The sequence below is a fragment of the Acidaminobacter sp. JC074 genome (genome assembly GCF_022496765.1).
Classification (GTDB): Bacteria; Bacillota; Clostridia; order Peptostreptococcales; family Acidaminobacteraceae; genus JABXKX01.
The window spans coordinates 178777-198158 of record NZ_VANV01000006.1; the positions used below are offsets into that span (position 1 = coordinate 178777).

The following is a 19382-nucleotide window of genomic DNA, read 5'->3' on the forward strand; positions in this document are numbered from 1 at the left end:
TAATCTTGAATTTGATTGCAGTGGCGCTATGTGTTCATTGAAGTAAAATTGAATAAGGAGACTAGATCGTATGGTTACTAACTGGTTACTAGTTACTATAAAGTACATACTTTAACATTTTTATTTCGAGTACTATAATGAGCTTGTTATTTAAGAAGGGAGTATCAATGAAAACAATAGGCATAACAACAGCTCATTATAATCTTAAACAGGGATTTTTAAGTAATGGTGTGAACAATCAATATTACAATCAAATTATTGAAGCAGAAGGATTACCTGTTTTACTTCCAATTCCGCATAAAGAGGACATTAAAAGACTTGCAAGACAATACGTAAAAAAATTAGATATGCTCCTGCTGACAGGAGAAGAAGATGTATCATATTCTCGCTATAATACTGTAAGCGATTATAATACATATATCTATAGTCTTGATAAAGATGAATGGGAGCTAGAACTTATTAAAGTATTTATGGAAGCATCCAAACCTATTATGGGTGTTGGTTTAGGTTTTTTAAAGATTAATCTGGCATTAGGAGGTACATCGACAAAAGAGATAGTGTCAGGACAGAATCAAATTGGTTTTGGTCATTTGCATTTAAAGACTGAGAAAATTACTTTGGAAGGTCATACATTAAAAGAAGCATTTGGAAGAGATATACTTGTGAATTTGGATGACAATCAGGATATTGATGTGCTTGCATATGAGTTAAGTGTAGATAGTGAAATAGGTTTTTCTGAAGATCATAGAATAAAGCTATTATATAACGAAAGAAACAAGATTTTAGGTGTTCAGTTTTGTCCTGAAATGATAGAAGATATAGTGCAAATAAAAACATTATTTGATTTATTTTTCCTAGCTGCTACAAAGGGAAAAGATTTTTAACATAAGGAGGCATGTAATGGAAGTAAAAATTTATGGTAAAAGAAATGAGTATCCAGTAGTTGGATGTGGATGTTGGCCGAAAAGAACCATGTATGAGATGTACAGTGAGTTTGCTGGGGCAGTTAACGAGTGTAAGTTAAGTGATGCTATACAGTTTGACTTTTTAGATGTCAATGAGGAAAAAATATATGACCCCTTGATTCTAAATGCCTTAGATCGAGGATTTCACTTACCACTTACAGTAATAGATGGTGATTTGAGATATCAAAATGTTCTACCTACAAAACAATTCGTAAAGAATCAATGCTTAAAATTAAAAGGCAATATTGGATTATAATATATAGATGTTTAGACAGAGTATGCTAAGTAACTGCATACTCTTTTTAGTATCATATACAACACACCAACTTTTTTTCAGAAAGATAATTTTATGAAATGATGAAAAATAGCCATTTTCAAAGCCTTTGTAGTTTAGAGAAAGTAACCAGTTACATAAAAGTGCATACTTCTTTTGATGTACCATATTGGTTATACTTTGCTTACAGTAAAGAAAGGAGGAAGTATGAAAAAAGTTGGAATAACCCTACATCACTATAAGTCAAACTTAGGATTTGATAGCAATGGTGTGAATAAACAATATCATGAAAGAATATCAGAATCTGGCGGTTTACCTGTTTTAATACCAATTCATGAAGGAGAGAATATATCGGATTTAGCGATTGATTATGCTGAAAATCTAGATATGTTATTACTTACAGGCGGATCGGATATTACACCATATTTATATGGCGAAAATATTGAGAAAGATTGTGGTGATTTTGATGTTGATAGAGATACGTGGGAACTTGCTTTGATTCATTCTTTTATGAAACTATCTAAGCCAATAATGGGTATTTGCAGAGGCTTTCAAATACTTAATGTAGCACTAGGAGGAACCTTGCGACAAGATTTAGATAAGTCCTTTAACAAACACTGGCATAATCTTGATAGACCTCATCAAACGGGACATCGAGTCAGTATATCAGGCAAAACTCTTGAGATGTTATTTGGTAAGAGTTATTGGGTTAACTCATTTCATCATCAGAGCATTGATGAAATTGCGCCTGTTCTTGAAGATAGTGAATTTGCCTTAACAGATGATTTATTGATTGAGATGCTATACAATCCAAAACTAAAAATAATCGGTGTTCAGTATCATCCTGAAATGATGCCAAAAGAGAAAGAAACAAAGCTTCTTTTTGAATTATTTATGAATTTTGAGAAGTATAAGTTAGAGGAGGTATCATAATGCCTAAAACTGTAAAAATAAACAATGAAAGTACTAACCATCTTTGTGGTGTTGGTGTAACAATATCAATTATTGGTGGTAAATGGAAACCTTTGATTTTATGGTTGTTATTACAACATGAGAACAGAAGATATGGTCAGATTAAACGTTTCATACCTGAAGTGACCAATAAAATGTTGAGTCAGCAGCTTAAGGAGCTCATCAGTGATGGCTTGGTCACTCGAAAGGACTATCATGAAATTCCACCAAAGGTAGAGTATAGAATTTCAGAAAAAGGAAAGACTCTCGATGACATAATCGAGAACATGTGTATATGGGGCATTGACCATATGAGTGATGTGTAGTTACTAAAAAGTGCGTACTTGTATATGTATATGCTCTTTGATATATTTTCAAATGACGAAAAAATGGAGGTAAAAATGGAAAAAATTAAAGTAGAAGTATTTGGTATGAAGGACCAATATCCAGCTACAGGGGGATGTGGATGTGGCCCAGCACAGTCTATGGGCGAAATGTATAGTGAGTTTATGGAGAGAATTTCTTCGAATGAACTGTATGAAAATATGGAAATTACATTTGTTGAGTATTCAAACGACCTTGAAGGTTTTGACTATGTAAAAGAAGCACACGGTAGAGGTTATTCCTTACCACTTACTGCAATTAATGGACGTGTACGTTTTCATAGTTCAATTCCATTCAATCAAGTTATAAGACTTGTTAAGCAACAAATGAAATAGGAGGTCGTATGTTTAATCATGAAGAGGCAACAAAAAAAATATTAGAGACGATGTCTGGTTTTCAGCTACTTGGGATCGCATCGCGTGACAGATTTGAAAATAGAGATGTAAAAACATTAGAAGGTAAAGATCCTAGTAATCTAGTTAAAGATTTTCAGTCGGTAATTGTTTTTGGAGAAGGTAAACATAAGAAAGATGAGTTAAATGTTGTGCCAGAAACTTTTGAAGATCATATGGATATTTTAGTTAAGCCATTAGAAGTGGTTGCTTATCTTAACTCTTTGGGCTATAAGTCACATGTTGTACATAAATCTGAACTAGATGTTTCACTTGTTGATATGGCAGTTCAAGCAGGTGTCGGAGAATTAAGCCCTGTAAATTCATTAGTGGTCAAAAACTATGGTTTAACACCTGTTATTCAGGCTATTATTACTGAAGCGCCGTTAGTAGCATCTGAGATGCCAAAGCCTAAATCACATTGTATTGGTTGTAACTTATGTTTAAGAGTATGTCCAATTAGAGAAGAGGCTTATGCAGATGGGGATATGAGTAAGTGTGCATGTAATAAATGCGTTGAAGTTTGTCCAGTTTAAGGAGAGGTAATATGATTAATATTAAAATATATACTGCAACAGTAATCACTTGTGCTAAGTATGCCCTTGAAGTACTACACAATGATCTATCTGGTTTAGCAGGTGGTGGTTGCGGCGGAAGTGGCGGCGGATGTGGTTGTAGCGGCGGTGCCAGTTCGTTAATGACGATTGAAGATTTAGAAGAAATATTTAGTGATATGGATGGTTATGAGATTGAAGTAATCAATCACGATGAACAACCTGAAAGATACTATGAAGGCTTAAAGAAGACCTTTGATAAAATGGGGTTTGAAACAGTTGTTGATAATGGCACTGTAGAATACATCAAAAGTGCCTATGCACCAATTATTACAGTTGATGATATTATTATTTCTATGGGAAGAGTCCCTGAAGATTATGAGTTGATTGATGCAATTGAAGAGAACACTAAAGTACCGGTAGCTGCTTCGGCTGGATTCTAGCCGATAGTTGTTATAAATAACAAGGAAGTGCTAATAAAAAACTGCCCCTTTATTAGCGTACATTCAATCTGTATGACAAGTTATTGTTAGAATGATATTAATGAATGACTTCCCCCCTCAAACTAAAGTCAAACCTTTATTAGGTTTGACTTTTTTCTATTCATATTATTTTTGGTTAATTAAATCTAAATAGAGAAAAACTCAAGACGTAGTCGCTCGAGTTTTGATGGACATTTTATTATCGAAATAATCTTCTAAATAAGATGCTTATTGTTGAAATTGCCATAATCATTAACAGTATTGTTTTTCTCATCTGATCTCCCTTCGCATTGAATATTAAACTAGAATTTTGATGTTTAATATAAGTAGTATATACAATTAAAACAGGGAAGTTAAGTATGTACTTTTTTGTAACTACTTGATGAATTTAGGTTGTTCTTCATTAAAATTTTGTTCGTAGGCACAGTAGGTAACTGGTATCAAAAAAGTGCGTACTTGTTACAAACACTGGGATTTGGTATATTTGCATTGAAGAAAATAACTAAGACTTTTGGAGGTTACAATGGAAAAAATTAAAATTGAAATTTTTGGAATAAGAGATAGATTTCCTGCAGCTGGCGGTTGTGGGTGTGGTCCTTCCCAAACTATGATTGAAATGTATGATGAGTTTATGTATCGTATGAAGTCAAATGAATTATATGAGCATTTAGATATTTCGTTTATTGATTATAAGGATGACATAGAAGGTTATGATCATGTAAAAAGTGCCATTCTAAGTGGCTTTAATTTGCCGCTTACAGCAATCGATGGTCGTATCAGATTTCATAACTCAGTACCATTCAATCAAATTGTAAGACTCATTTCAAGGCAAATAAAGTAGTTTTTTAGTAAATGAATTATAATTTACACTTCAACATAGAAAGATAACTATTTTTTAGTATCAGGTTAGAGTAGATTTTATAGAATGCCTTATTGTTTAATAAGTGTAATAGTTGCTTATTAAAATATATTCATACTTTCATAACACCTTGAGCAGTAAGGTAATTTTAGTTTTATTGGGACTTAATTTGATTGAATAGAAGACAATGATTTATAGGTTTAATGAGAAAAGACAATGTAGATTAAATATCTACTAGAAATCAAACATGTTTTGGAGGAAAAAATGAAAAAGGTTATATCAACGGTTAATGCGCCGTTAGCAATAGGTCCATATTCACAAGCTAATCAAGTAGGCAATACGATTTATATTTCAGGACAGTTACCAATTGATCCAGTTACTGGTGAGTTTTCAAGTGAAGAGATTAAAGGGCAAACAAAGCAGTCTCTTGAAAATGCTAAGGCAATCTTAATTGAGGGCGGATTCACTATGGAGAATGTTGTTAAAACAACAGTATACTTAGATGATATCAAAGAGTTTGTAAGTATGAATGAGGTGTATGCTCAGTATTTTACTTCAAAATTTCCTGCTCGTGCTGCATTTGAAGTTGCTAAGTTACCATTAGGGGCAAAGGTAGAAATTGAAATGATTGCTGTAAAATAATAAAAGTGAATAGATCTGTTTCTGATTTGATAAGTTAATAGTATATAGAAAAAACTACTCCGATGATAATACAGGAGTAGTTTTTTTAGGTAGTATGTTGGATTATGGTTTAAGTGACCTTAAATTCACTAATATTTTTTAGTAGTTTATCAGTAGCGTTCTCTTGCTCGTCAGCAATAGCTGTTACTCTATCAACAGCTTCTGAGACGATGTTGATATTATCGCTAATATTTAGACTATTTGCAGTAGCCTGTTGAATTGCACTTGCTATTGATTCAATAGAACTACCTACTTCGTTAATTTCTTTGTCAATTTCACTTGCATGGATATTAAAGTTCTTCATAATGTTTTCTACGAGCTCTGAATCGCTAAGATATTGTTCACTAGTAGAAACCAGCATTTGATAATCTGGAATTACCTTTTTATCTATAAATGTCAACATGTTAGTAGATTGAATGGAAACCTCTTCAAAAGCTTCATTAACTTCTTTAATTAACTCACTTATTTGGGCAACTGTCTGCGTAGATGCTTCTGCAAGTTTTCGGACTTCTTCCGCTACAACAGCAAAGCCATTGCCATGTTCTCCAGCTCTTGCTGCTTCTATTGCTGCATTCAAGGCAAGTAAGTTTGTTTGAGTTGCTATTTGATTAATGGTGTCTGCCATCAAGGATATTTCTTTTACAACTTCAGCTTTTTCCAGTGAAGCATGGACATTGTCATGATTTTCCTGATATATAGTATGAACTTCATCTAACGATTTGATCCCTTTTTGTCGAATTTCAATAGCTTTTTCAGCGATAGCCTTTGCATTGCATAAGCCTTCTTTTGCTGTTGTCTTCAATTCTTGGGTTCGATTTACAATCAGATTAGATTTAGAGTTAACTTGATCTGAAGCAGCAGAAGTTTCCTCAATGCCAGCCGTAATTTCTTGAGTTGCAGCATTAATGTTATGAAGCTGTACATTAAATTCCTCAATTGCTGAATGGAGTTCCTTCGAAGTTTCAGAAACAAGAGAACTGTTATTATTAACGACGGATAAGTGTGATCTTAACTGATGTGACATTTCTTTAAATGAATGACCAATGAGTCCTATTTCGTCATTCTTAGAAAATTTAAGTTTTCTAGAGAAATCACCATTTCCTGCATACGCCATTTCTTCTGAAAGTCTTTTCAAGGGCTTACTAATAACAATTCTTGTAAATGCTTCGACAATAATTATAGCAATTATTACACCAATAAATAAAACAAGAATAAGCATTTTCTGTGTATCTAGATTGGTTTTCATATAATCGTTATAACTAGCTGTGACGATTAAAGCCCAGTTACCGATAGGTTTATAGGCTGCATAGTATTTGTCTGCAAATCGACTATAGTGGAAGCTACCGCTAGTATTGTTCTCAATCCCTTCAATGACTTGAATGGTTTCAGGTATTTCTTGTTCTAATATATTCATATTAAGTGATAGATTATCGCTTGGATGGACAGTGACGAGCCCAGTTTGATCAACTAGATAACCAAAACCATTATCAAATATATGAATGTCTTTGATGTGTTTAGCCACGTTAGTCATACTCATTGCAGCTACAACAACTCCAATTGTTTCACCGTTTTCACTAACAGGTTGGCAAATGGCTACAATATTTCCATTTGATGTTCTTGATTTCAAGACATTACTTTGGCTCATTTGACCACTTGCAATAGTTGCCTTAAAGTATTGCCGGTCACTGATAGACGTAGTAGAGTTTGTCTTTTCATCAGTTACAATTACGCGACCTTTTGCATCGGCAATTAATAATCTTTCAATGGTGCCATTTGAAATTCTAACTTGCTCAGCAAGGTCGTTTCTTATTCTGTTGAGTGAATTGCCTTTAGAATGAATGGTATTCCTTACTTCTCTACTGCTACTGATAGAGTTTAAGAGCATTTGTGCACCTAAAAGCTCAGCTTCTAGTGCCTCAGCTTTATTGTTTGCAAGCTCTCTCATTCTTTCATAAATTGCGTTTTCGGTAGCTTTTTTGAATTGCACTAATGTGATAGTGCCTGGTATTGTAACAATCAAGATTATTACAATAAGAAACATGGCTAAGAGTTTGGTTCTTATACTATAAAATTTCATCTTTCATACTCTCCATTCATTAGATCATAATAGATTAAGCTTGTTAGCGGATCTTTATTGGTGAATTGCCTGAATAATAGTTATGGCAATCTTAAGTTTAGACAATGCAGTCATTAAGACAATTTTGGGACAAGCGATATTGATTCGAATAAAACCAGCACCTTGATGGCCGAACCAAGAACCTGCATCTACTGCTAGGTCACCGTATTTAGCGATCGCCTCAATAAGGTAGTTTGAATCTGTGGAGATTTCTCTTAAGTCGAGCCATACCATAAAAGTGCCCTCAGGTTTGATTATATTAATTTCAGGAAGTTCTTTGTTAATAAAGTTTTCAAGAATCATATAATTAGTTTCCAGAACCTTTGAAAAGTGACTCAACCAGTTGTAACCATGGGTATAGGCAGTTTCGAAAGCAATATTATTTAGAATGTTGTTGTTATTAATATGATATTTATCAACAAAGCTTTTATATTTCTTACTAATTAATGAGTTGTTTATTAATACAACGGCCATTGATTGACCTGATATATTAAATGTTTTACCAGGAGCTAAAAGAGTGATGGTGTTTCTAGAAATCTTATCCGACAAGTCCATTATGTTAGTCATGGATATGTCTTTGTATAGGATATCACGATGGACTTCATCAGAAATAATCTTGACATTATGTTTGATACATAAATCTGCTACTTTTCTGAGTTCTATATCAGTCCATACACGACCTACTGGGTTGTGAGGATTAGAGAGGATTAACACTTTTGATTTGGGATTTGTAAGTAAGCTTTCTAGATGATTAAGATCCATTTCGTATCTACCTGACTCATATCTTAAAGGGTTTTCTGTAACTTGTCTGTTTAGATTTTTGATAGATTTAGCAAACATTTGGTAAACAGGCGGTTGAATGATTATATAATCATCTTTATCAGTTAATATTTCTATAAGTACAGGCAGTGCTGTAGAAATACTTGGTGAAAAATGAATATATTCTTCTGGTATATGAAAGTTATGTTTATCTAAGTGCCATTTTTTAAAAGCATGAAGCATCTTTTTAGTTCTATGTTCATAGCCAAAGTGACCTTTGGAGACTCTTTTTTTTAGATTAGCTACGATTTCAGGTGAAGTCATAAAATCCATATCATTTAGCCATAAGGGGAGTAATTTATCTTTGTTAAAGAACTCCAGCTGTTTTTCGGTTTGATATTTAATAGAAGGTGTTTGATCTCTTTTAATTGAGCGATTAAAATATAACATTAAATTTTCCTTTCAACTACTTGGTTCATCAATTGCTGATTGACTCAAAAGTAAATTATCATTGCACACATTATATCAATTATTGGTTGAATTACTAGTATGTACTTTTTTGTAACTACTTACTCGAATGTAACTAATATAGAGCTTTTGAGCGTGTTCTTAGTCAAAATTTATACACAAAAAAAGTGCTGTCTGATAAATATGAAATCTATCAAAAAACACTGATTGCATTAGGTTAAATTTTGGTATAGGTTATTGCCTTTTAAATCCCCAGTCACACATTAAATCCAAAATAGGTACTAATGTTTCACCTTCTTTAGTTAAGGAATATTCTACTTTAGGAGGAACTGTTTCGTAGTCTTTTCTTCTAATAAGTTTATCTGCTATGAGTTCTTTTAATTGTTGACTCAACATTTTATTGGTAACACCTGGTATAAATCGTCGTATTTGACCATACCTTTTAGTACCATTTTTAGCAAGGAACCATAAAATTAAAGGTTTCCATTTGCCCCCCATCTTTGACAGTGTATAAGGAATACCGCATTCTTCACTGCTTAATACTTCTAAATTATATGTACTCATCAGGCCCTCCTTTACTGCATTTTACGCAATTTTAAGTTTCGTAGAAGTAACCAGTTACTAAAAAGTGCATACTTCTATACATATACTATTCTATTCTATAATTAACTTGAAGTAAAATAATGGACAAGTTGATTTTTAGTAAGACAGTAGTTTAATTGGTAACTGGTTACAATAAAGTACGTACTTGTAAGTATTATTTTCCTTTGTTATATTCTCAGAGGAAGGCAAAGGAGGTTCAAAATGGAAATAACGATAGAAGTATTTGGTCATAGAGAAGATGTACCAGCTTCATGTGAGTATGGTCCTTCTGTAACTATGGGAGAGATGTTTGACGATTTTATGGATAAACTCATGTTGAATGAATTATATGAGTTTATAGATTTAACATTTGTTGAATATTCAGAGTTGTTAGAGGAGCATGACTATGCAAAGGAAGCATATGAAAGAGGCTTGCAATTGCCAATCGTTGCTATTGATGGGAAAGTCTATTACCATAGTACAATTCCATATAATCAAATATTAGAAACCCTTAATATGAAATTTAAGGTGGAGAAAAAGGCAAGTTAAGTATTTAAACAATCATCATCAACTAGTTAGTTTTATAAGCCCTCATATTAACTAGTTGTTGACATAAAATCCACAGGCTAATCGACTCATCACTGGCCATTAGCCAATACTGAACCAATACTTTTGGTTCAGTATTACTCCAATATTTGAAAGGATATAGTAATGATTAATTGCGTATTGGCTTATAACGATGAATTGGCAAAAAATGAAGTAGAATCAGTACTTATGAAACATGCAAATCTAAACATTTCTGTTACTACAAATGGTTTAACAGATAGTCTGATATACATGAATTTTGATGTTTTGTTTCTTGCATTCAATATGATAGAAGCTTCTGTGATAAAAATTATTCAGAGTATAATCTATGCAAACAAAAAAGTCATTATAATATCCTCTGATTATAGATTTGCGGTCAAGGCATTTGAGTTAAATGTATCAGACTTTATACCCTATCCATTTGACAAAAAGCGTATTGAAAAAAGTTTAGATAAGATATATATGAACGCGAATAAGAATAATATGACAATTGAATACTTAAAGCAAGATGTAAAGAAAGATTTATTCAGTTTTCATAAAAATGGTAGATTGGTACCTGTTAGAGCTGATGAAATCAAGTACATCAAGGCAGAGAAAAAAGGGACAAGTATCCATACTACAAAAGGCGTCTTTAAGTTAAAAAAAGCACTTTCAAATTTTGAAAAAATGCTTGATGGTAAACTGTTTTTCAAGTGCCATAGATCGTATACGGTTAATCTGGATTATGTTGAATATATAGAAACATCGTATGGAAGAACATATGAAGCAACTCTATTAGATGAGGATGATAAGATTCCTATATCTTCTAAATATGCTGCTGTACTTAAAGGATAGGAGAGTGATTATAGATGGGTAAGAATAAACAAATGATATTTGGCATCTCTATAGGACATTTTTTTAACGACTTATTGGTTTCTTTTGTACCGAGTATGATGTTCATGCTTGCAATATCACATAAATTAACCATTGTTCAGCAAACCTTAATCTTAGCATTCTTGTCATTTACGAGCTCAATGCTGCAACCAGTGATTAGTAAGTTTGTTTTGTTTTTAGGTAAAAAAGTCTTAATCTTTAGTGTTATATGGATTGCAGTATTTACCTCGGCAATCTCGTTTACAAGTTCTTTTCTTGAGTTGTTTATATTGGTTGGTTTAGCTGGGATAGCATCATCTATCTACCATCCAGTAGGATCAGCACTAACTTTAAACTTAAGTAATAAATCAAAAGGGTTCTCTTTAGGTTTGTTCATGACCGTAGGTGGAGTTGCAGCTTCGTTTTCACCTTTGTTTTTTGCAATGATGACTAAATCCGGTGATTTCCGAAAGTTACTATTTATTGTTCCGATAGGACTGATTGTAGCATTTATTATGTATGCCTTAAAGACAGATGAATTGGATTTCGATTTTATAAATAAATCGAGTTCAAGAGCAAATCATGTAGAGTTTTGCACCTATAAATGGATAGGTGTGTTGATACTTTTAACAACGATAAGAAGTGTTGTTTACAAAGTTATGTTAAGTTTTGGTGTACAGGTTTTAACATATGAAGTTATAAGTAAAAGTCACTTAGTATTCATTTTTCTTCTTGTCAGCACATTAGGCACCTTAATCGGTGGCTATGTGAGTGATAGAATACCTTCTAAACTCTTATTTGTTGCGAGCAATTTTCAACTATGTTAGCAGTTATGTTTTTTCTAATGACAACGGGATTGATACAAGGAATCATGTTTGTTCTTGCGGCTTTATCGCTTTCAATGTCTAATAGTAGTGTGTTAGTGATTGCCTCAGAAATCTTTCCAGAAAATCTGATTTTAACAAATGGTTTAATGATGGGGCTTGCTGCAGGTTTAAGCGGTGCTTTGCTCATAATTTTTGGTGTTTTCGCAGAGCAAGTAGGATTATATAATACAATAATAAGCTTGAATATACTACTTTTATTGGCAAGTGCTTACTCGTTGTTGATTCCAAAGAGAGGAAGTAAATGCAGATTGTCTGATTTGCAATATGCATAGTAGATAATTGTGTATTCTAAATAAGAGACCCTTTTGAGGGTCTTTTTGAGATGCAAGGAGCTTCACAATACGAATTTAGATTTATAACTTCTGATTTAGAGGTTAGCGAGGTTTGTAATCCATTCACATGAATCTAGAAATTCATTTAAATACTTGTTAAATAGTTCGATACCATGGATATGACTAGGCTTTGGGTATCTGTGCTGAATTTGATAACATGTTAAATCTGGTGATGGTGTAATTGGATAACATACAAGATCACTGGTAAACCTCATAGATTTGATAACAGATATTGGTGCGAGTGCCCAAAGTGTTTTACTTTGCATTAAATAATTAATCATCATAGAGCCTGTATTAACAGTTACATAGGGTCTTGTTTTGGGACTCCAATATCTATCATGCCAGACCAAGTAATCAGTTCCCCAGTAGATAAATATTTCGTTCTTACCATCTAAATGCTCGATAGATATGTTCTCATAGTATTGACTATCCTTGTTGCAGATTAGATACATTTGCTCTGAAAAGGCTTTATTAATGATGAGCTTATCATTTCTTACTTTTTCATAAACAAAGCCAATATCCAACTGATAAGATTCTATCATTTCTGCTATTTGATTAGAATGAAAAGTGTTTATGTGCATGTTGATATATATAGAAGGAAATATGGAAAGAAGTTGCTTATAATTATATGATTAATGGCTTCATTAGCAGTATTAATGTTCAAGCATTTAGAAAAAGATCAATCTGTAATAGGTAAGCCCAATAAATCATCAATATACAAGTTGGCACTCTTGAATTACTTATTTCTGAAATTAGTGAAGATAGAATCATCGCTTTGGTGTTTTTATATACACACTCAAATATGTATTGGATGTTTTTAGTAGAAACAATGTATCAGCAGGTTTGATAATATCTATGTTCAGGGTGGAAATAATTGTTGGAGGGAGATTTGTACTTATAATATTCCAGTAGTAAAAATGTGCACTTTACACCTCAATTCTATTCTTCGGTTCATTCATAAGCATTTTTATAATATAAGTCATATACAATGAACTTGAACTAAAATGGTGATGGGATAAAATAAAGTGCATTTTTACAAAAATGATATGGTGGATGAATACAGATTTAATAAGTTGAATATGGTTGTAACTAGGGGTTATCACAGAATTAAACATGTTTATTGGAGATTAAGATCTATGAAGAGAAAATTAAGATGAATAAGGAGTCTTTTGATTCACCTCTAAAAGCTCTAATAATGATATTTACCTATATCATTTTGATTAAGTCAATTGGATTTTATATATCGACCGTAGCTTTTTTTATGTTGTTTGCATGTCGTTATAATGGCAGAACGCTTAAAACTATATTTATGTCAATTGTAATAATCGGAATTGTTATTTATCTTTTGCTGATTAGGGATTTGGGAAACACTCTTCTAACTGGTTTATTATTTTAGTACAAGGAGGAAATATGCTGATAAGACAATCCATTAAAGAGAAAGAAATACATAAGGAGTTTGTACTGGGGGTTTTGTTGGTATTTCCAATAATTCTATTACTATTTGGGATAATCATTGGATCATCTGAACCATGTTTTTTTAGTTGTTATGTAAAAATAACTAAATCTCCAACAATTTTGGTGACAGACTTTTTAGCCTTAGGTGGCATTGGTGCTTCGTTCGTTAATGCAGCTGTGATTGGCTTTGTTAACATATATTTATTAAAGCATTACAAAATGAAAATTAATGGCCTATTGATAGCCGCTTTTATGACTCTGTTAGGGTTCTCTTTCTTTGGAAAAAATCTAATTAATATTATTCCATTTTATTTAGGAGGATATGTTTACACAAAGTATCAGAGAAAACACATGAGAGATGTCATTGTTATTATCATGTTTAGTACAGGCCTGTCACCGATGATTAGTGAATTGATGTTTTCGAGTATCATACCAACACCTTATAATTTATTAATAGGTTTTATAATAGGAATTGCTACAGGTTTCCTTATAATTCCATTATCATCTCAAATGCTGAAATTTCATGAAGGCTATAACTTATATAATATTGGGTTTACTGCTGGTATAATTGGAACTGTTTTTACAAGCATACTTAGATTATTAGATAAAGAAGTTGAACCAGTTCGTATTTTATATGAGTCATACGATCTGCACATAAAACTATTGCTTACATGTTTGTTTATTTTTTTAGTGGCAATTGGTTTATTTGTAAATTCAAGCGGTGTGAAGGATTTAAGAAAAATATTTCGTTACTCAGGAAGAACAGTAACAGACTTTACATATTTGCTAGGCTACGGTGTAACCTTTATTAATATGGGAATTATGGGTTTGAGTTCACTCCTATTGGTAACATTATTAGGAGGGATTGTTAATGGTCCTGTTCTTGCAGCAATTTTCACCATCGTGGGATTCTCTGCTTTCGGAAAACATCTACAAAACAGTTTGCCAGTTGTTTTAGGTGTATTACTAGCAGCGCTTTGTTTGGGTTATGATTTGTCATCTACTGCTATAGTGATATCCATTCTGTTTTCTACGACAATTGCACCAATTGCCGGTGTTCACGGTCCTGTGGCAGGGGTAATAGCAGGTATTTTACACCTAGCTCTTGTAACCAACATTGGCATCGTACATGGCGGTATCAATCTATATAATAATGGTTTCGCTGGAGGATTGGTTGCGGGATTCTTGGTACCTATAATAGATGCTTTTAAAAGAGGAGATTGATATGAAACATGAGATAAAGAAAGTATGTAAAATTGTAGATGAAATTACAACACTCTTATTAAGAGATGATACAGATGAAGTAGATCTTAAAATCAAACGTACTTCAGAGGAAACAATAATATACATTACAGACTATAACACTTCTTATACAAAAAATGAAATCAATGAGATCAAGATGTGTCTCAATGTACAGAGACAACATGAGGTTGAGGAATGTTATTGGCATCTTGTTGGTGAGTGTGATACTGATTCGGAACTCCAGGTTATTGGTAGTATGGTTGATGAAGCAGAACTGCTCTTAAAAAATGGCAACCTATATATAACCCTAAAAAGAAAAGTTTAAATGTTAATTATATCGTAACTATGCTTAATTTTATTTGTTAGTATACATTGTTCATTCACTGCATAGTTATGGTATTTTTTTTGTTGAAAAATTTATCTTATGATATGTGAATTATTTTTATTAACGTTATTGTCCATGATTAGTAAGATAATCAAAAAAACTTTCGAAAATCTTTCTTTTTTATAAGTATTCTAATTACTTGTTTTGAGAGCATTTGAGAATTCCTTAAAGTTACTAGTTACTAAAAAGTGCGTACTGTTTTTTTAACACATAGTACATTAGAATCTAATCATAACCTAAGTTGTCGACTTAGATGGTATACATTAAGTTGACATCAAATGCATACTGTCCCATGTGGACTTATTCTCACTTATAATATTTTACAATCAACATTGTCGAAATGTGATTAATAGATAATGGGAAACGGACAGTATAAAATACAAAAAAGAAAGAGGTAAAAAAATGTTTAATGTAAACAATCTAAACGTGGCATGGGATTTTTTTAAACTGATATTCTTTGAATTAATAGCATTATTTCTAATTATCAGTTTCATAGTAGCTCTTCTACAAAGATATATCTCAAAAGACACAATTAAAAAGGTTTTAACTAAACCGCACAAAAGGATGCAAAATGTCATTGGAGCAGCGCTTGGTGCAGTAACACCATTTTGCTCGTGCTCAACAATTCCAATTTTAGTTGGTCTTTTTAAGAGTGGTGCACCATTTGGTGGTACCATATCATTTTTAATTTCATCACCAGTATTAAATCCAATGATTATTATATTATTCTTAAAGTTCTTTGGATTAAAGGCAACAGCCATTTACTTTGTTTTCACATTTATCTTTGCAACTCTAATAGGTGCTTTACTTGAGAAACTAGGTATGGAAAAGGAAATCAAGAATGTAACCATTCAGGGAAGTGGACATGAGGATATCACTTATGATAAATTAACAGGCACAAGATTTGAAAAACATAAAGAAGTTGCAAGATATGCTCTAAAAGATACGCTAGGTCTATTTGTGAAAGTTATTCCATTCTTAGTATTTGGAGCTGGTGTAGGTGCATTTATTTATGGATTCGTACCTCAAGAGTTTATTGTTAAATATGCTGGTCCAGATAATTTCTTGGCAGTACCAACAGCTGCAGTTATTGGTGTTCCAATGTATGTGAGAACTGAAACTATGATCCCTATTGCAAAGGCTTTAAATGCATCAGGTATGAGCATAGGAGCGATTATGGCTTTAGTTATAGGTGGTGCTGGCGCAAGTATTCCAGAGGTCACTTTATTAAATACGATTTTTAGAAAGAAAATGGTTATTGCCTTTGTTATAGCTGTATTTTCAGTAGCAACTATCACAGGCATTGCATTTAATATAATTTTATAGAGAGGAGATCATCATGAAAGAAAAGAAAAAAGGATTATTTAGTAGCTTATTTAAGCCAAGTGGCGGTTGTGGTTGCGGTGTGACAATCGTAGAAGAAAAAACTAAAAAAGATGACAAGAAAGGTAAGTAACTTACCAACTCCAAAATATTAAAAGAAACCTACATTAATTTGTAGGTTTCCTTTTGTGATAATTTTAGAGTGCATCATAAGAAGCAATAAATTGTAAGGATTGACAAAGCTCATCCTCTGTAATACGTTTCATTTGATTACTGGCAATTCGTGAATCAGGTTTGATATAGTACCTTTTTAAAAAAGGTGTCTCAAAGTACATTTTCATTATTTTTTTCATCATTGGCAATTTATCTTGGTGCGAGGTTTTAAGTGATTTTGTATCAAGAATTAGAGAATATTGAGATGTATCGATAGATGCCATTTTACTTTTATACTCATTTATAAATGTACTTAGTTCATCTTCATTATACATACCACTGCCTTTAATGATAACGTGTTTCTTGTCTTTGTCTAGTTCAATATTATTCATAATTTATCCTTTCTCTAGTTTTGATTTTTTAATCTATTAGAGTATAGTAGATTTTTTATCATGTGAGAAGTATGCACTTTTTTGTAACTATTAAAATAATAAAAGCAGTGAATGGAGGACGTAAATGATTAAATATAATTCTGAAGACAAGATGATTATGGGCGCTGCATTTGATACAATAACTTCAATTCAAGACAGAATTGATGATATTATCATTTATAGTAAGAGTATGGGACATAAAAAAATTGGCATTGCTAATTGTATATCCGTCAATGGTTATGCAAAAGCAGTGGAAGCTTACTTAAGTGAGTATTTTGAGATTATATCAATTCATTGTAAAAATGGTCGTATAAATTCAGAAGATATCGTAGAGGGTAGTTATGGAATCTCATGTAATCCTATTGGGCAAGCAGATTATTTAAATAGTCAGGAGACCAATTTAAACATTACGATGGGGCTTTGTATAGGACATGATATTGTATTTTCTAAATACTCTCGCGCACCTGTTACAAACTTGCTAGTCAAAGATCGTAAGAATAGGCATGATATTATTTATTCCATAGAATCAAAGTTTTAATTTGATACTGTTTTGTGGTGAATGAATCTCCATCTTTAGTTCGTTAAACGTTAAACCAAAAGCTCCATGATATCTTTATCATGGAGCTTTTGGTTTTTGATTTGAAATTATGATATATTTAAGCTTTGGATGCCTAGCTTAAAAGATAATCCTGTTGCTTATCTAATTGGGCAACAGTGTCTACTGTTATTACAGAAGTAGCAGTTAGATTTCCAGATTTCGTATTTTTCCTTAATAACATTATAGACTGTACTAATAGTAAGAACTTTTCTATTTTTATTAGAAAGACTCCTTACAAATTCAAACTCCTCTTTTGGTATATTTTCTATACGGTAATATTTTTCATTAACTTTTTCGTATAAAAACCACTCTTTTAACATTTGATTGACTTTCATATTATTTTTCATATCTAACCTCCTTCGTGGTAATTACGATTTCTAGCTGTATTATAGCTCATTATTTAATCAATAGTAAGTATGCACTTTTTTGTAACTACCTATTTTTTACTTGCAATTATCTCTTCTTAATTGTATACTTGTTTCAAAGATTCGCCCTCGAGGGCAGGAGGAGAAAATGAATAGTAGAGAAAGAGTGTTAAAGGCAATTAATCATGAGGAAGCAGATCGAATTCCGAAGTATGATGGGTTTTGGGAGCAGACCGTAAAAATGTATGAGGAGGATGGTTTAAAAGATAAACTGCCTCAGAATGAGGAAATTGTTATTGAAGGCTTGAAAAGAAGAATCGGTAATCCTTTAGAAGATTATTTTGATTTTGATATGGATGTCTTGTATATAGACACATCTTTAAGAATGCCTTTTGAAATTCTTGAAGAAGAAGAGGAGTTTGTTAAACTGAAAGACAGGTATGGTTTTACAGTTCAGAAGTTTAAAGACAAATCTGGTTCTATGCATTTTTTGGAACATGTCACTAAAGAAGCTGAAGGCTGGGAAAAACTTAAACATAGAATGATCTTTGATCCTAAAGATGAGGCAAGGATTGATAATAAATCCTATTTTATGCATCATGAAGCCTATCCATCTTGGCAAGGTTTTAAGACTTTATATGATGCTTATAGAAAAAGAGAAAAGTTTATGATCTATGCCTGTTATGGTGCTTGGGAAGGTACATGGAGGCATCACGGCTTCGAAGAGCTTATGATGGATTCTATATTAAACAAGGATATGATCAATGAAATGATGGATTATCATACCAATTTAACCATTGATACATTAAAACATGCCATTGAGATAGGGGCAAAGCCGGATGCACTTTGGATTATGGAAGACTTAGGTGGTACCCATACAACTCTGATTTCAAGAGATCAATACATTGAGATGATCAAACCACATCATAAGAAGCTGGCTGATTTTTGTCATGATAACGAAATGAAGTTTTGTATGCATTCCTGTGGTAAAATAGAATCGTTTATTGAAGAGTTCATTGATGCTGGATTGGACGTTTTACAGGCCATACAGGCCAATACAGGGATGGATGTTGTAGAACTTAAAAAGAAGTATGGCAATCAATTGACTTTCTGGGGCAACATTGGAGAGACCAAGCTCGCAGGTTCCAAAGAAGATATTTTAGAAGAAATCTCTTATAAGATACCAGGTGCAAAAGCTGGCGGCGGTTACATTTATCATTCTGACCACAGTATACCTGATGAAGTAAGTTTAGAAAATTATGAGTATATTATGGAACTGGTTAACAAGTATGGCCAGTACTAAAAAA

General features: G+C 32.5%; 25 protein-coding genes. 19 read left to right on the forward strand and 6 right to left on the reverse strand.

The window, feature by feature from the left end; genetic code table 11:
* Nucleotides 1-167 precede the first annotated feature (167 nt).
* The 9 genes from EZV73_RS08125 (at nucleotide 168) to EZV73_RS08165 (ending at nucleotide 5503) form a co-directional block, all read left to right on the forward strand.
* The gene (locus EZV73_RS08125; protein ID WP_240839760.1) at nucleotides 168-884 is read left to right on the forward strand and encodes a gamma-glutamyl-gamma-aminobutyrate hydrolase family protein; all 717 of its coding nucleotides are present in this window, start codon (nucleotides 168-170) and stop codon (nucleotides 882-884) included.
* Nucleotides 885-900: 16 nt separating this feature from the next.
* Nucleotides 901-1221, forward strand: a complete 321-nt coding sequence (locus tag EZV73_RS08130; RefSeq protein WP_240839761.1) for a hypothetical protein — start codon at nucleotides 901-903, stop codon at nucleotides 1219-1221.
* A 225-nt stretch (nucleotides 1222-1446) separates the two neighbouring features.
* Nucleotides 1447-2172 carry a gamma-glutamyl-gamma-aminobutyrate hydrolase family protein gene (locus tag EZV73_RS08135; protein WP_240839762.1) on the forward strand — a complete coding sequence of 242 codons (726 nt, stop codon included), beginning with the start codon at nucleotides 1447-1449 and terminating at the stop codon, nucleotides 2170-2172.
* The gene (locus tag EZV73_RS08140; protein WP_240839763.1) at nucleotides 2172-2516 is read left to right on the forward strand and encodes a helix-turn-helix domain-containing protein; all 345 of its coding nucleotides are present in this window, start codon (nucleotides 2172-2174) and stop codon (nucleotides 2514-2516) included. The genes EZV73_RS08135 and EZV73_RS08140 overlap by 1 nt, the downstream gene beginning before the upstream one ends.
* A gap of 75 nt (nucleotides 2517-2591) precedes the next feature.
* Nucleotides 2592-2909, forward strand: coding sequence for a hypothetical protein (locus tag EZV73_RS08145; protein ID WP_240839764.1), 318 nt, complete (start codon nucleotides 2592-2594; stop codon nucleotides 2907-2909).
* Nucleotides 2910-2917: 8 nt separating this feature from the next.
* Entirely contained in the window at nucleotides 2918-3502 is a 585-nt protein-coding gene (locus EZV73_RS08150) for a hypothetical protein (protein WP_240839765.1), read from the forward strand.
* An 11-nt stretch (nucleotides 3503-3513) separates the two neighbouring features.
* Complete coding sequence (locus EZV73_RS08155; RefSeq protein ID WP_240839766.1) at nucleotides 3514-3963, forward strand: hypothetical protein; 450 nt, start codon at nucleotides 3514-3516, stop codon at nucleotides 3961-3963.
* A 562-nt stretch (nucleotides 3964-4525) separates the two neighbouring features.
* A complete protein-coding gene (locus tag EZV73_RS08160; protein WP_240839767.1) occupies nucleotides 4526-4843 on the forward strand; it encodes a hypothetical protein in 318 nt (105 codons plus the stop codon).
* A gap of 282 nt (nucleotides 4844-5125) precedes the next feature.
* Nucleotides 5126-5503 carry a RidA family protein gene (locus EZV73_RS08165; RefSeq protein WP_240839768.1) on the forward strand — a complete coding sequence of 126 codons (378 nt, stop codon included), beginning with the start codon at nucleotides 5126-5128 and terminating at the stop codon, nucleotides 5501-5503.
* A gap of 109 nt (nucleotides 5504-5612) precedes the next feature.
* Here EZV73_RS08165 and EZV73_RS08170 read toward each other — a convergent pair whose 3' ends face one another.
* From EZV73_RS08170 to EZV73_RS08180, 3 genes are all read right to left on the reverse strand, one after another.
* Nucleotides 5613-7619: a methyl-accepting chemotaxis protein gene (locus EZV73_RS08170; RefSeq protein WP_240839769.1), complete on the reverse strand. Its 2007-nt coding sequence runs from the start codon at nucleotides 7617-7619 to the stop codon at nucleotides 5613-5615.
* A 54-nt stretch (nucleotides 7620-7673) separates the two neighbouring features.
* A complete protein-coding gene (locus EZV73_RS08175; protein WP_240839770.1) occupies nucleotides 7674-8867 on the reverse strand; it encodes a MalY/PatB family protein in 1194 nt (397 codons plus the stop codon).
* A 252-nt stretch (nucleotides 8868-9119) separates the two neighbouring features.
* Nucleotides 9120-9449 carry a helix-turn-helix domain-containing protein gene (locus EZV73_RS08180; protein WP_240839771.1) on the reverse strand — a complete coding sequence of 110 codons (330 nt, stop codon included), beginning with the start codon at nucleotides 9447-9449 and terminating at the stop codon, nucleotides 9120-9122.
* Nucleotides 9450-9689: 240 nt separating this feature from the next.
* Here EZV73_RS08180 and EZV73_RS08185 point away from each other — a divergent pair, with 240 nt between their 5' ends.
* The 4 genes from EZV73_RS08185 to EZV73_RS08200 all read left to right on the forward strand — a co-directional run bounded on the left by EZV73_RS08185 (nucleotide 9690) and on the right by EZV73_RS08200 (nucleotide 12063).
* Complete coding sequence (locus EZV73_RS08185; protein ID WP_240839772.1) at nucleotides 9690-10016, forward strand: hypothetical protein; 327 nt, start codon at nucleotides 9690-9692, stop codon at nucleotides 10014-10016.
* Nucleotides 10017-10178: 162 nt separating this feature from the next.
* On the forward strand, nucleotides 10179-10886 hold the full coding sequence (locus tag EZV73_RS08190; RefSeq protein ID WP_240839773.1) for a LytTR family DNA-binding domain-containing protein: 708 nt from the start codon (nucleotides 10179-10181) through the stop codon (nucleotides 10884-10886).
* Nucleotides 10887-10900: 14 nt separating this feature from the next.
* On the forward strand, nucleotides 10901-11731 hold the full coding sequence (locus EZV73_RS08195) for an MFS transporter (RefSeq protein ID WP_240839774.1): 831 nt from the start codon (nucleotides 10901-10903) through the stop codon (nucleotides 11729-11731).
* Entirely contained in the window at nucleotides 11725-12063 is a 339-nt protein-coding gene (locus EZV73_RS08200) for a hypothetical protein (RefSeq protein WP_240839775.1), read from the forward strand. The genes EZV73_RS08195 and EZV73_RS08200 overlap by 7 nt, the downstream gene beginning before the upstream one ends.
* 95 nt (nucleotides 12064-12158) lie before the next feature.
* On the opposite strand, the gene EZV73_RS08205 is transcribed toward EZV73_RS08200, so the two are convergent.
* Entirely contained in the window at nucleotides 12159-12704 is a 546-nt protein-coding gene (locus EZV73_RS08205; protein ID WP_255813031.1) for a LysR substrate-binding domain-containing protein, read from the reverse strand.
* A 572-nt stretch (nucleotides 12705-13276) separates the two neighbouring features.
* Between EZV73_RS08205 and EZV73_RS28975 the strand changes: the two genes are divergently transcribed.
* The 4 genes from EZV73_RS28975 (at nucleotide 13277) to EZV73_RS08220 (ending at nucleotide 16531) form a co-directional block, all read left to right on the forward strand.
* Entirely contained in the window at nucleotides 13277-13519 is a 243-nt protein-coding gene (locus EZV73_RS28975; protein ID WP_369123958.1) for a hypothetical protein, read from the forward strand.
* A gap of 14 nt (nucleotides 13520-13533) precedes the next feature.
* On the forward strand, nucleotides 13534-14802 hold the full coding sequence (locus EZV73_RS08210; protein ID WP_240839777.1) for a DUF1576 domain-containing protein: 1269 nt from the start codon (nucleotides 13534-13536) through the stop codon (nucleotides 14800-14802).
* Nucleotide 14803: 1 nt separating this feature from the next.
* Nucleotides 14804-15145 (forward strand): hypothetical protein, encoded by a 342-nt coding sequence (locus EZV73_RS08215; protein ID WP_240839778.1) that lies wholly within the window; start codon nucleotides 14804-14806, stop codon nucleotides 15143-15145.
* Nucleotides 15146-15607: 462 nt separating this feature from the next.
* Nucleotides 15608-16531 (forward strand): permease, encoded by a 924-nt coding sequence (locus tag EZV73_RS08220; protein ID WP_240839779.1) that lies wholly within the window; start codon nucleotides 15608-15610, stop codon nucleotides 16529-16531.
* A 194-nt stretch (nucleotides 16532-16725) separates the two neighbouring features.
* Here EZV73_RS08220 and EZV73_RS08225 read toward each other — a convergent pair whose 3' ends face one another.
* Nucleotides 16726-17073 (reverse strand): hypothetical protein, encoded by a 348-nt coding sequence (locus EZV73_RS08225; protein WP_240839780.1) that lies wholly within the window; start codon nucleotides 17071-17073, stop codon nucleotides 16726-16728.
* A 124-nt stretch (nucleotides 17074-17197) separates the two neighbouring features.
* Here EZV73_RS08225 and EZV73_RS08230 point away from each other — a divergent pair, with 124 nt between their 5' ends.
* Nucleotides 17198-17650, forward strand: coding sequence for a DUF1847 domain-containing protein (locus tag EZV73_RS08230; RefSeq protein ID WP_240839781.1), 453 nt, complete (start codon nucleotides 17198-17200; stop codon nucleotides 17648-17650).
* 158 nt (nucleotides 17651-17808) lie between these two features.
* Here EZV73_RS08230 and EZV73_RS08235 read toward each other — a convergent pair whose 3' ends face one another.
* On the reverse strand, nucleotides 17809-18057 hold the full coding sequence (locus tag EZV73_RS08235) for a hypothetical protein (protein WP_240839782.1): 249 nt from the start codon (nucleotides 18055-18057) through the stop codon (nucleotides 17809-17811).
* Nucleotides 18058-18223: 166 nt separating this feature from the next.
* On the opposite strand from EZV73_RS08235, the gene EZV73_RS08240 reads away from it, so the two are divergent.
* Entirely contained in the window at nucleotides 18224-19378 is a 1155-nt protein-coding gene (locus EZV73_RS08240; RefSeq protein WP_240839783.1) for a uroporphyrinogen decarboxylase family protein, read from the forward strand.
* Nucleotides 19379-19382 lie beyond the last annotated feature (4 nt).

Excerpts from the sequence above, each read along its gene's own strand:
- EZV73_RS08190 (WP_240839773.1), top strand. The coding sequence starts at position 10,179 with ATGATTAATTGCGTATTGGCTTATAACGATGAATTGGCAAAAAATGAA.
- EZV73_RS08125 (WP_240839760.1), top strand. The coding sequence starts at position 168 with ATGAAAACAATAGGCATAACAACAGCTCATTATAATCTTAAACAGGGA.
- EZV73_RS08155 (WP_240839766.1), top strand. The coding sequence starts at position 3,514 with ATGATTAATATTAAAATATATACTGCAACAGTAATCACTTGTGCTAAG.
- EZV73_RS08150 (WP_240839765.1), top strand. The coding sequence starts at position 2,918 with ATGTTTAATCATGAAGAGGCAACAAAAAAAATATTAGAGACGATGTCT.
- EZV73_RS08145 (WP_240839764.1), top strand. The coding sequence starts at position 2,592 with ATGGAAAAAATTAAAGTAGAAGTATTTGGTATGAAGGACCAATATCCA.
- EZV73_RS08185 (WP_240839772.1), top strand. The coding sequence starts at position 9,690 with ATGGAAATAACGATAGAAGTATTTGGTCATAGAGAAGATGTACCAGCT.
- EZV73_RS08175 (WP_240839770.1), bottom strand. The coding sequence starts at position 8,867 with ATGTTATATTTTAATCGCTCAATTAAAAGAGATCAAACACCTTCTATT.
- EZV73_RS08225 (WP_240839780.1), bottom strand. The coding sequence starts at position 17,073 with ATGAATAATATTGAACTAGACAAAGACAAGAAACACGTTATCATTAAA.
- EZV73_RS08180 (WP_240839771.1), bottom strand. The coding sequence starts at position 9,449 with ATGAGTACATATAATTTAGAAGTATTAAGCAGTGAAGAATGCGGTATT.
- EZV73_RS08195 (WP_240839774.1), top strand. The coding sequence starts at position 10,901 with ATGGGTAAGAATAAACAAATGATATTTGGCATCTCTATAGGACATTTT.
- EZV73_RS08135 (WP_240839762.1), top strand. The coding sequence starts at position 1,447 with ATGAAAAAAGTTGGAATAACCCTACATCACTATAAGTCAAACTTAGGA.
- EZV73_RS08130 (WP_240839761.1), top strand. The coding sequence starts at position 901 with ATGGAAGTAAAAATTTATGGTAAAAGAAATGAGTATCCAGTAGTTGGA.
- EZV73_RS08220 (WP_240839779.1), top strand. The coding sequence starts at position 15,608 with ATGTTTAATGTAAACAATCTAAACGTGGCATGGGATTTTTTTAAACTG.
- EZV73_RS08205 (WP_255813031.1), bottom strand. The coding sequence starts at position 12,704 with ATGCACATAAACACTTTTCATTCTAATCAAATAGCAGAAATGATAGAA.
- EZV73_RS28975 (WP_369123958.1), top strand. The coding sequence starts at position 13,277 with ATGAATAAGGAGTCTTTTGATTCACCTCTAAAAGCTCTAATAATGATA.
- EZV73_RS08140 (WP_240839763.1), top strand. The coding sequence starts at position 2,172 with ATGCCTAAAACTGTAAAAATAAACAATGAAAGTACTAACCATCTTTGT.
- EZV73_RS08165 (WP_240839768.1), top strand. The coding sequence starts at position 5,126 with ATGAAAAAGGTTATATCAACGGTTAATGCGCCGTTAGCAATAGGTCCA.
- EZV73_RS08200 (WP_240839775.1), top strand. The coding sequence starts at position 11,725 with ATGTTAGCAGTTATGTTTTTTCTAATGACAACGGGATTGATACAAGGA.
- EZV73_RS08160 (WP_240839767.1), top strand. The coding sequence starts at position 4,526 with ATGGAAAAAATTAAAATTGAAATTTTTGGAATAAGAGATAGATTTCCT.
- EZV73_RS08230 (WP_240839781.1), top strand. The coding sequence starts at position 17,198 with ATGATTAAATATAATTCTGAAGACAAGATGATTATGGGCGCTGCATTT.
- EZV73_RS08210 (WP_240839777.1), top strand. The coding sequence starts at position 13,534 with ATGCTGATAAGACAATCCATTAAAGAGAAAGAAATACATAAGGAGTTT.
- EZV73_RS08215 (WP_240839778.1), top strand. The coding sequence starts at position 14,804 with ATGAAACATGAGATAAAGAAAGTATGTAAAATTGTAGATGAAATTACA.
- EZV73_RS08170 (WP_240839769.1), bottom strand. The coding sequence starts at position 7,619 with ATGAAATTTTATAGTATAAGAACCAAACTCTTAGCCATGTTTCTTATT.
- EZV73_RS08240 (WP_240839783.1), top strand. The coding sequence starts at position 18,224 with ATGAATAGTAGAGAAAGAGTGTTAAAGGCAATTAATCATGAGGAAGCA.
- EZV73_RS08235 (WP_240839782.1), bottom strand. The coding sequence starts at position 18,057 with ATGAAAAATAATATGAAAGTCAATCAAATGTTAAAAGAGTGGTTTTTA.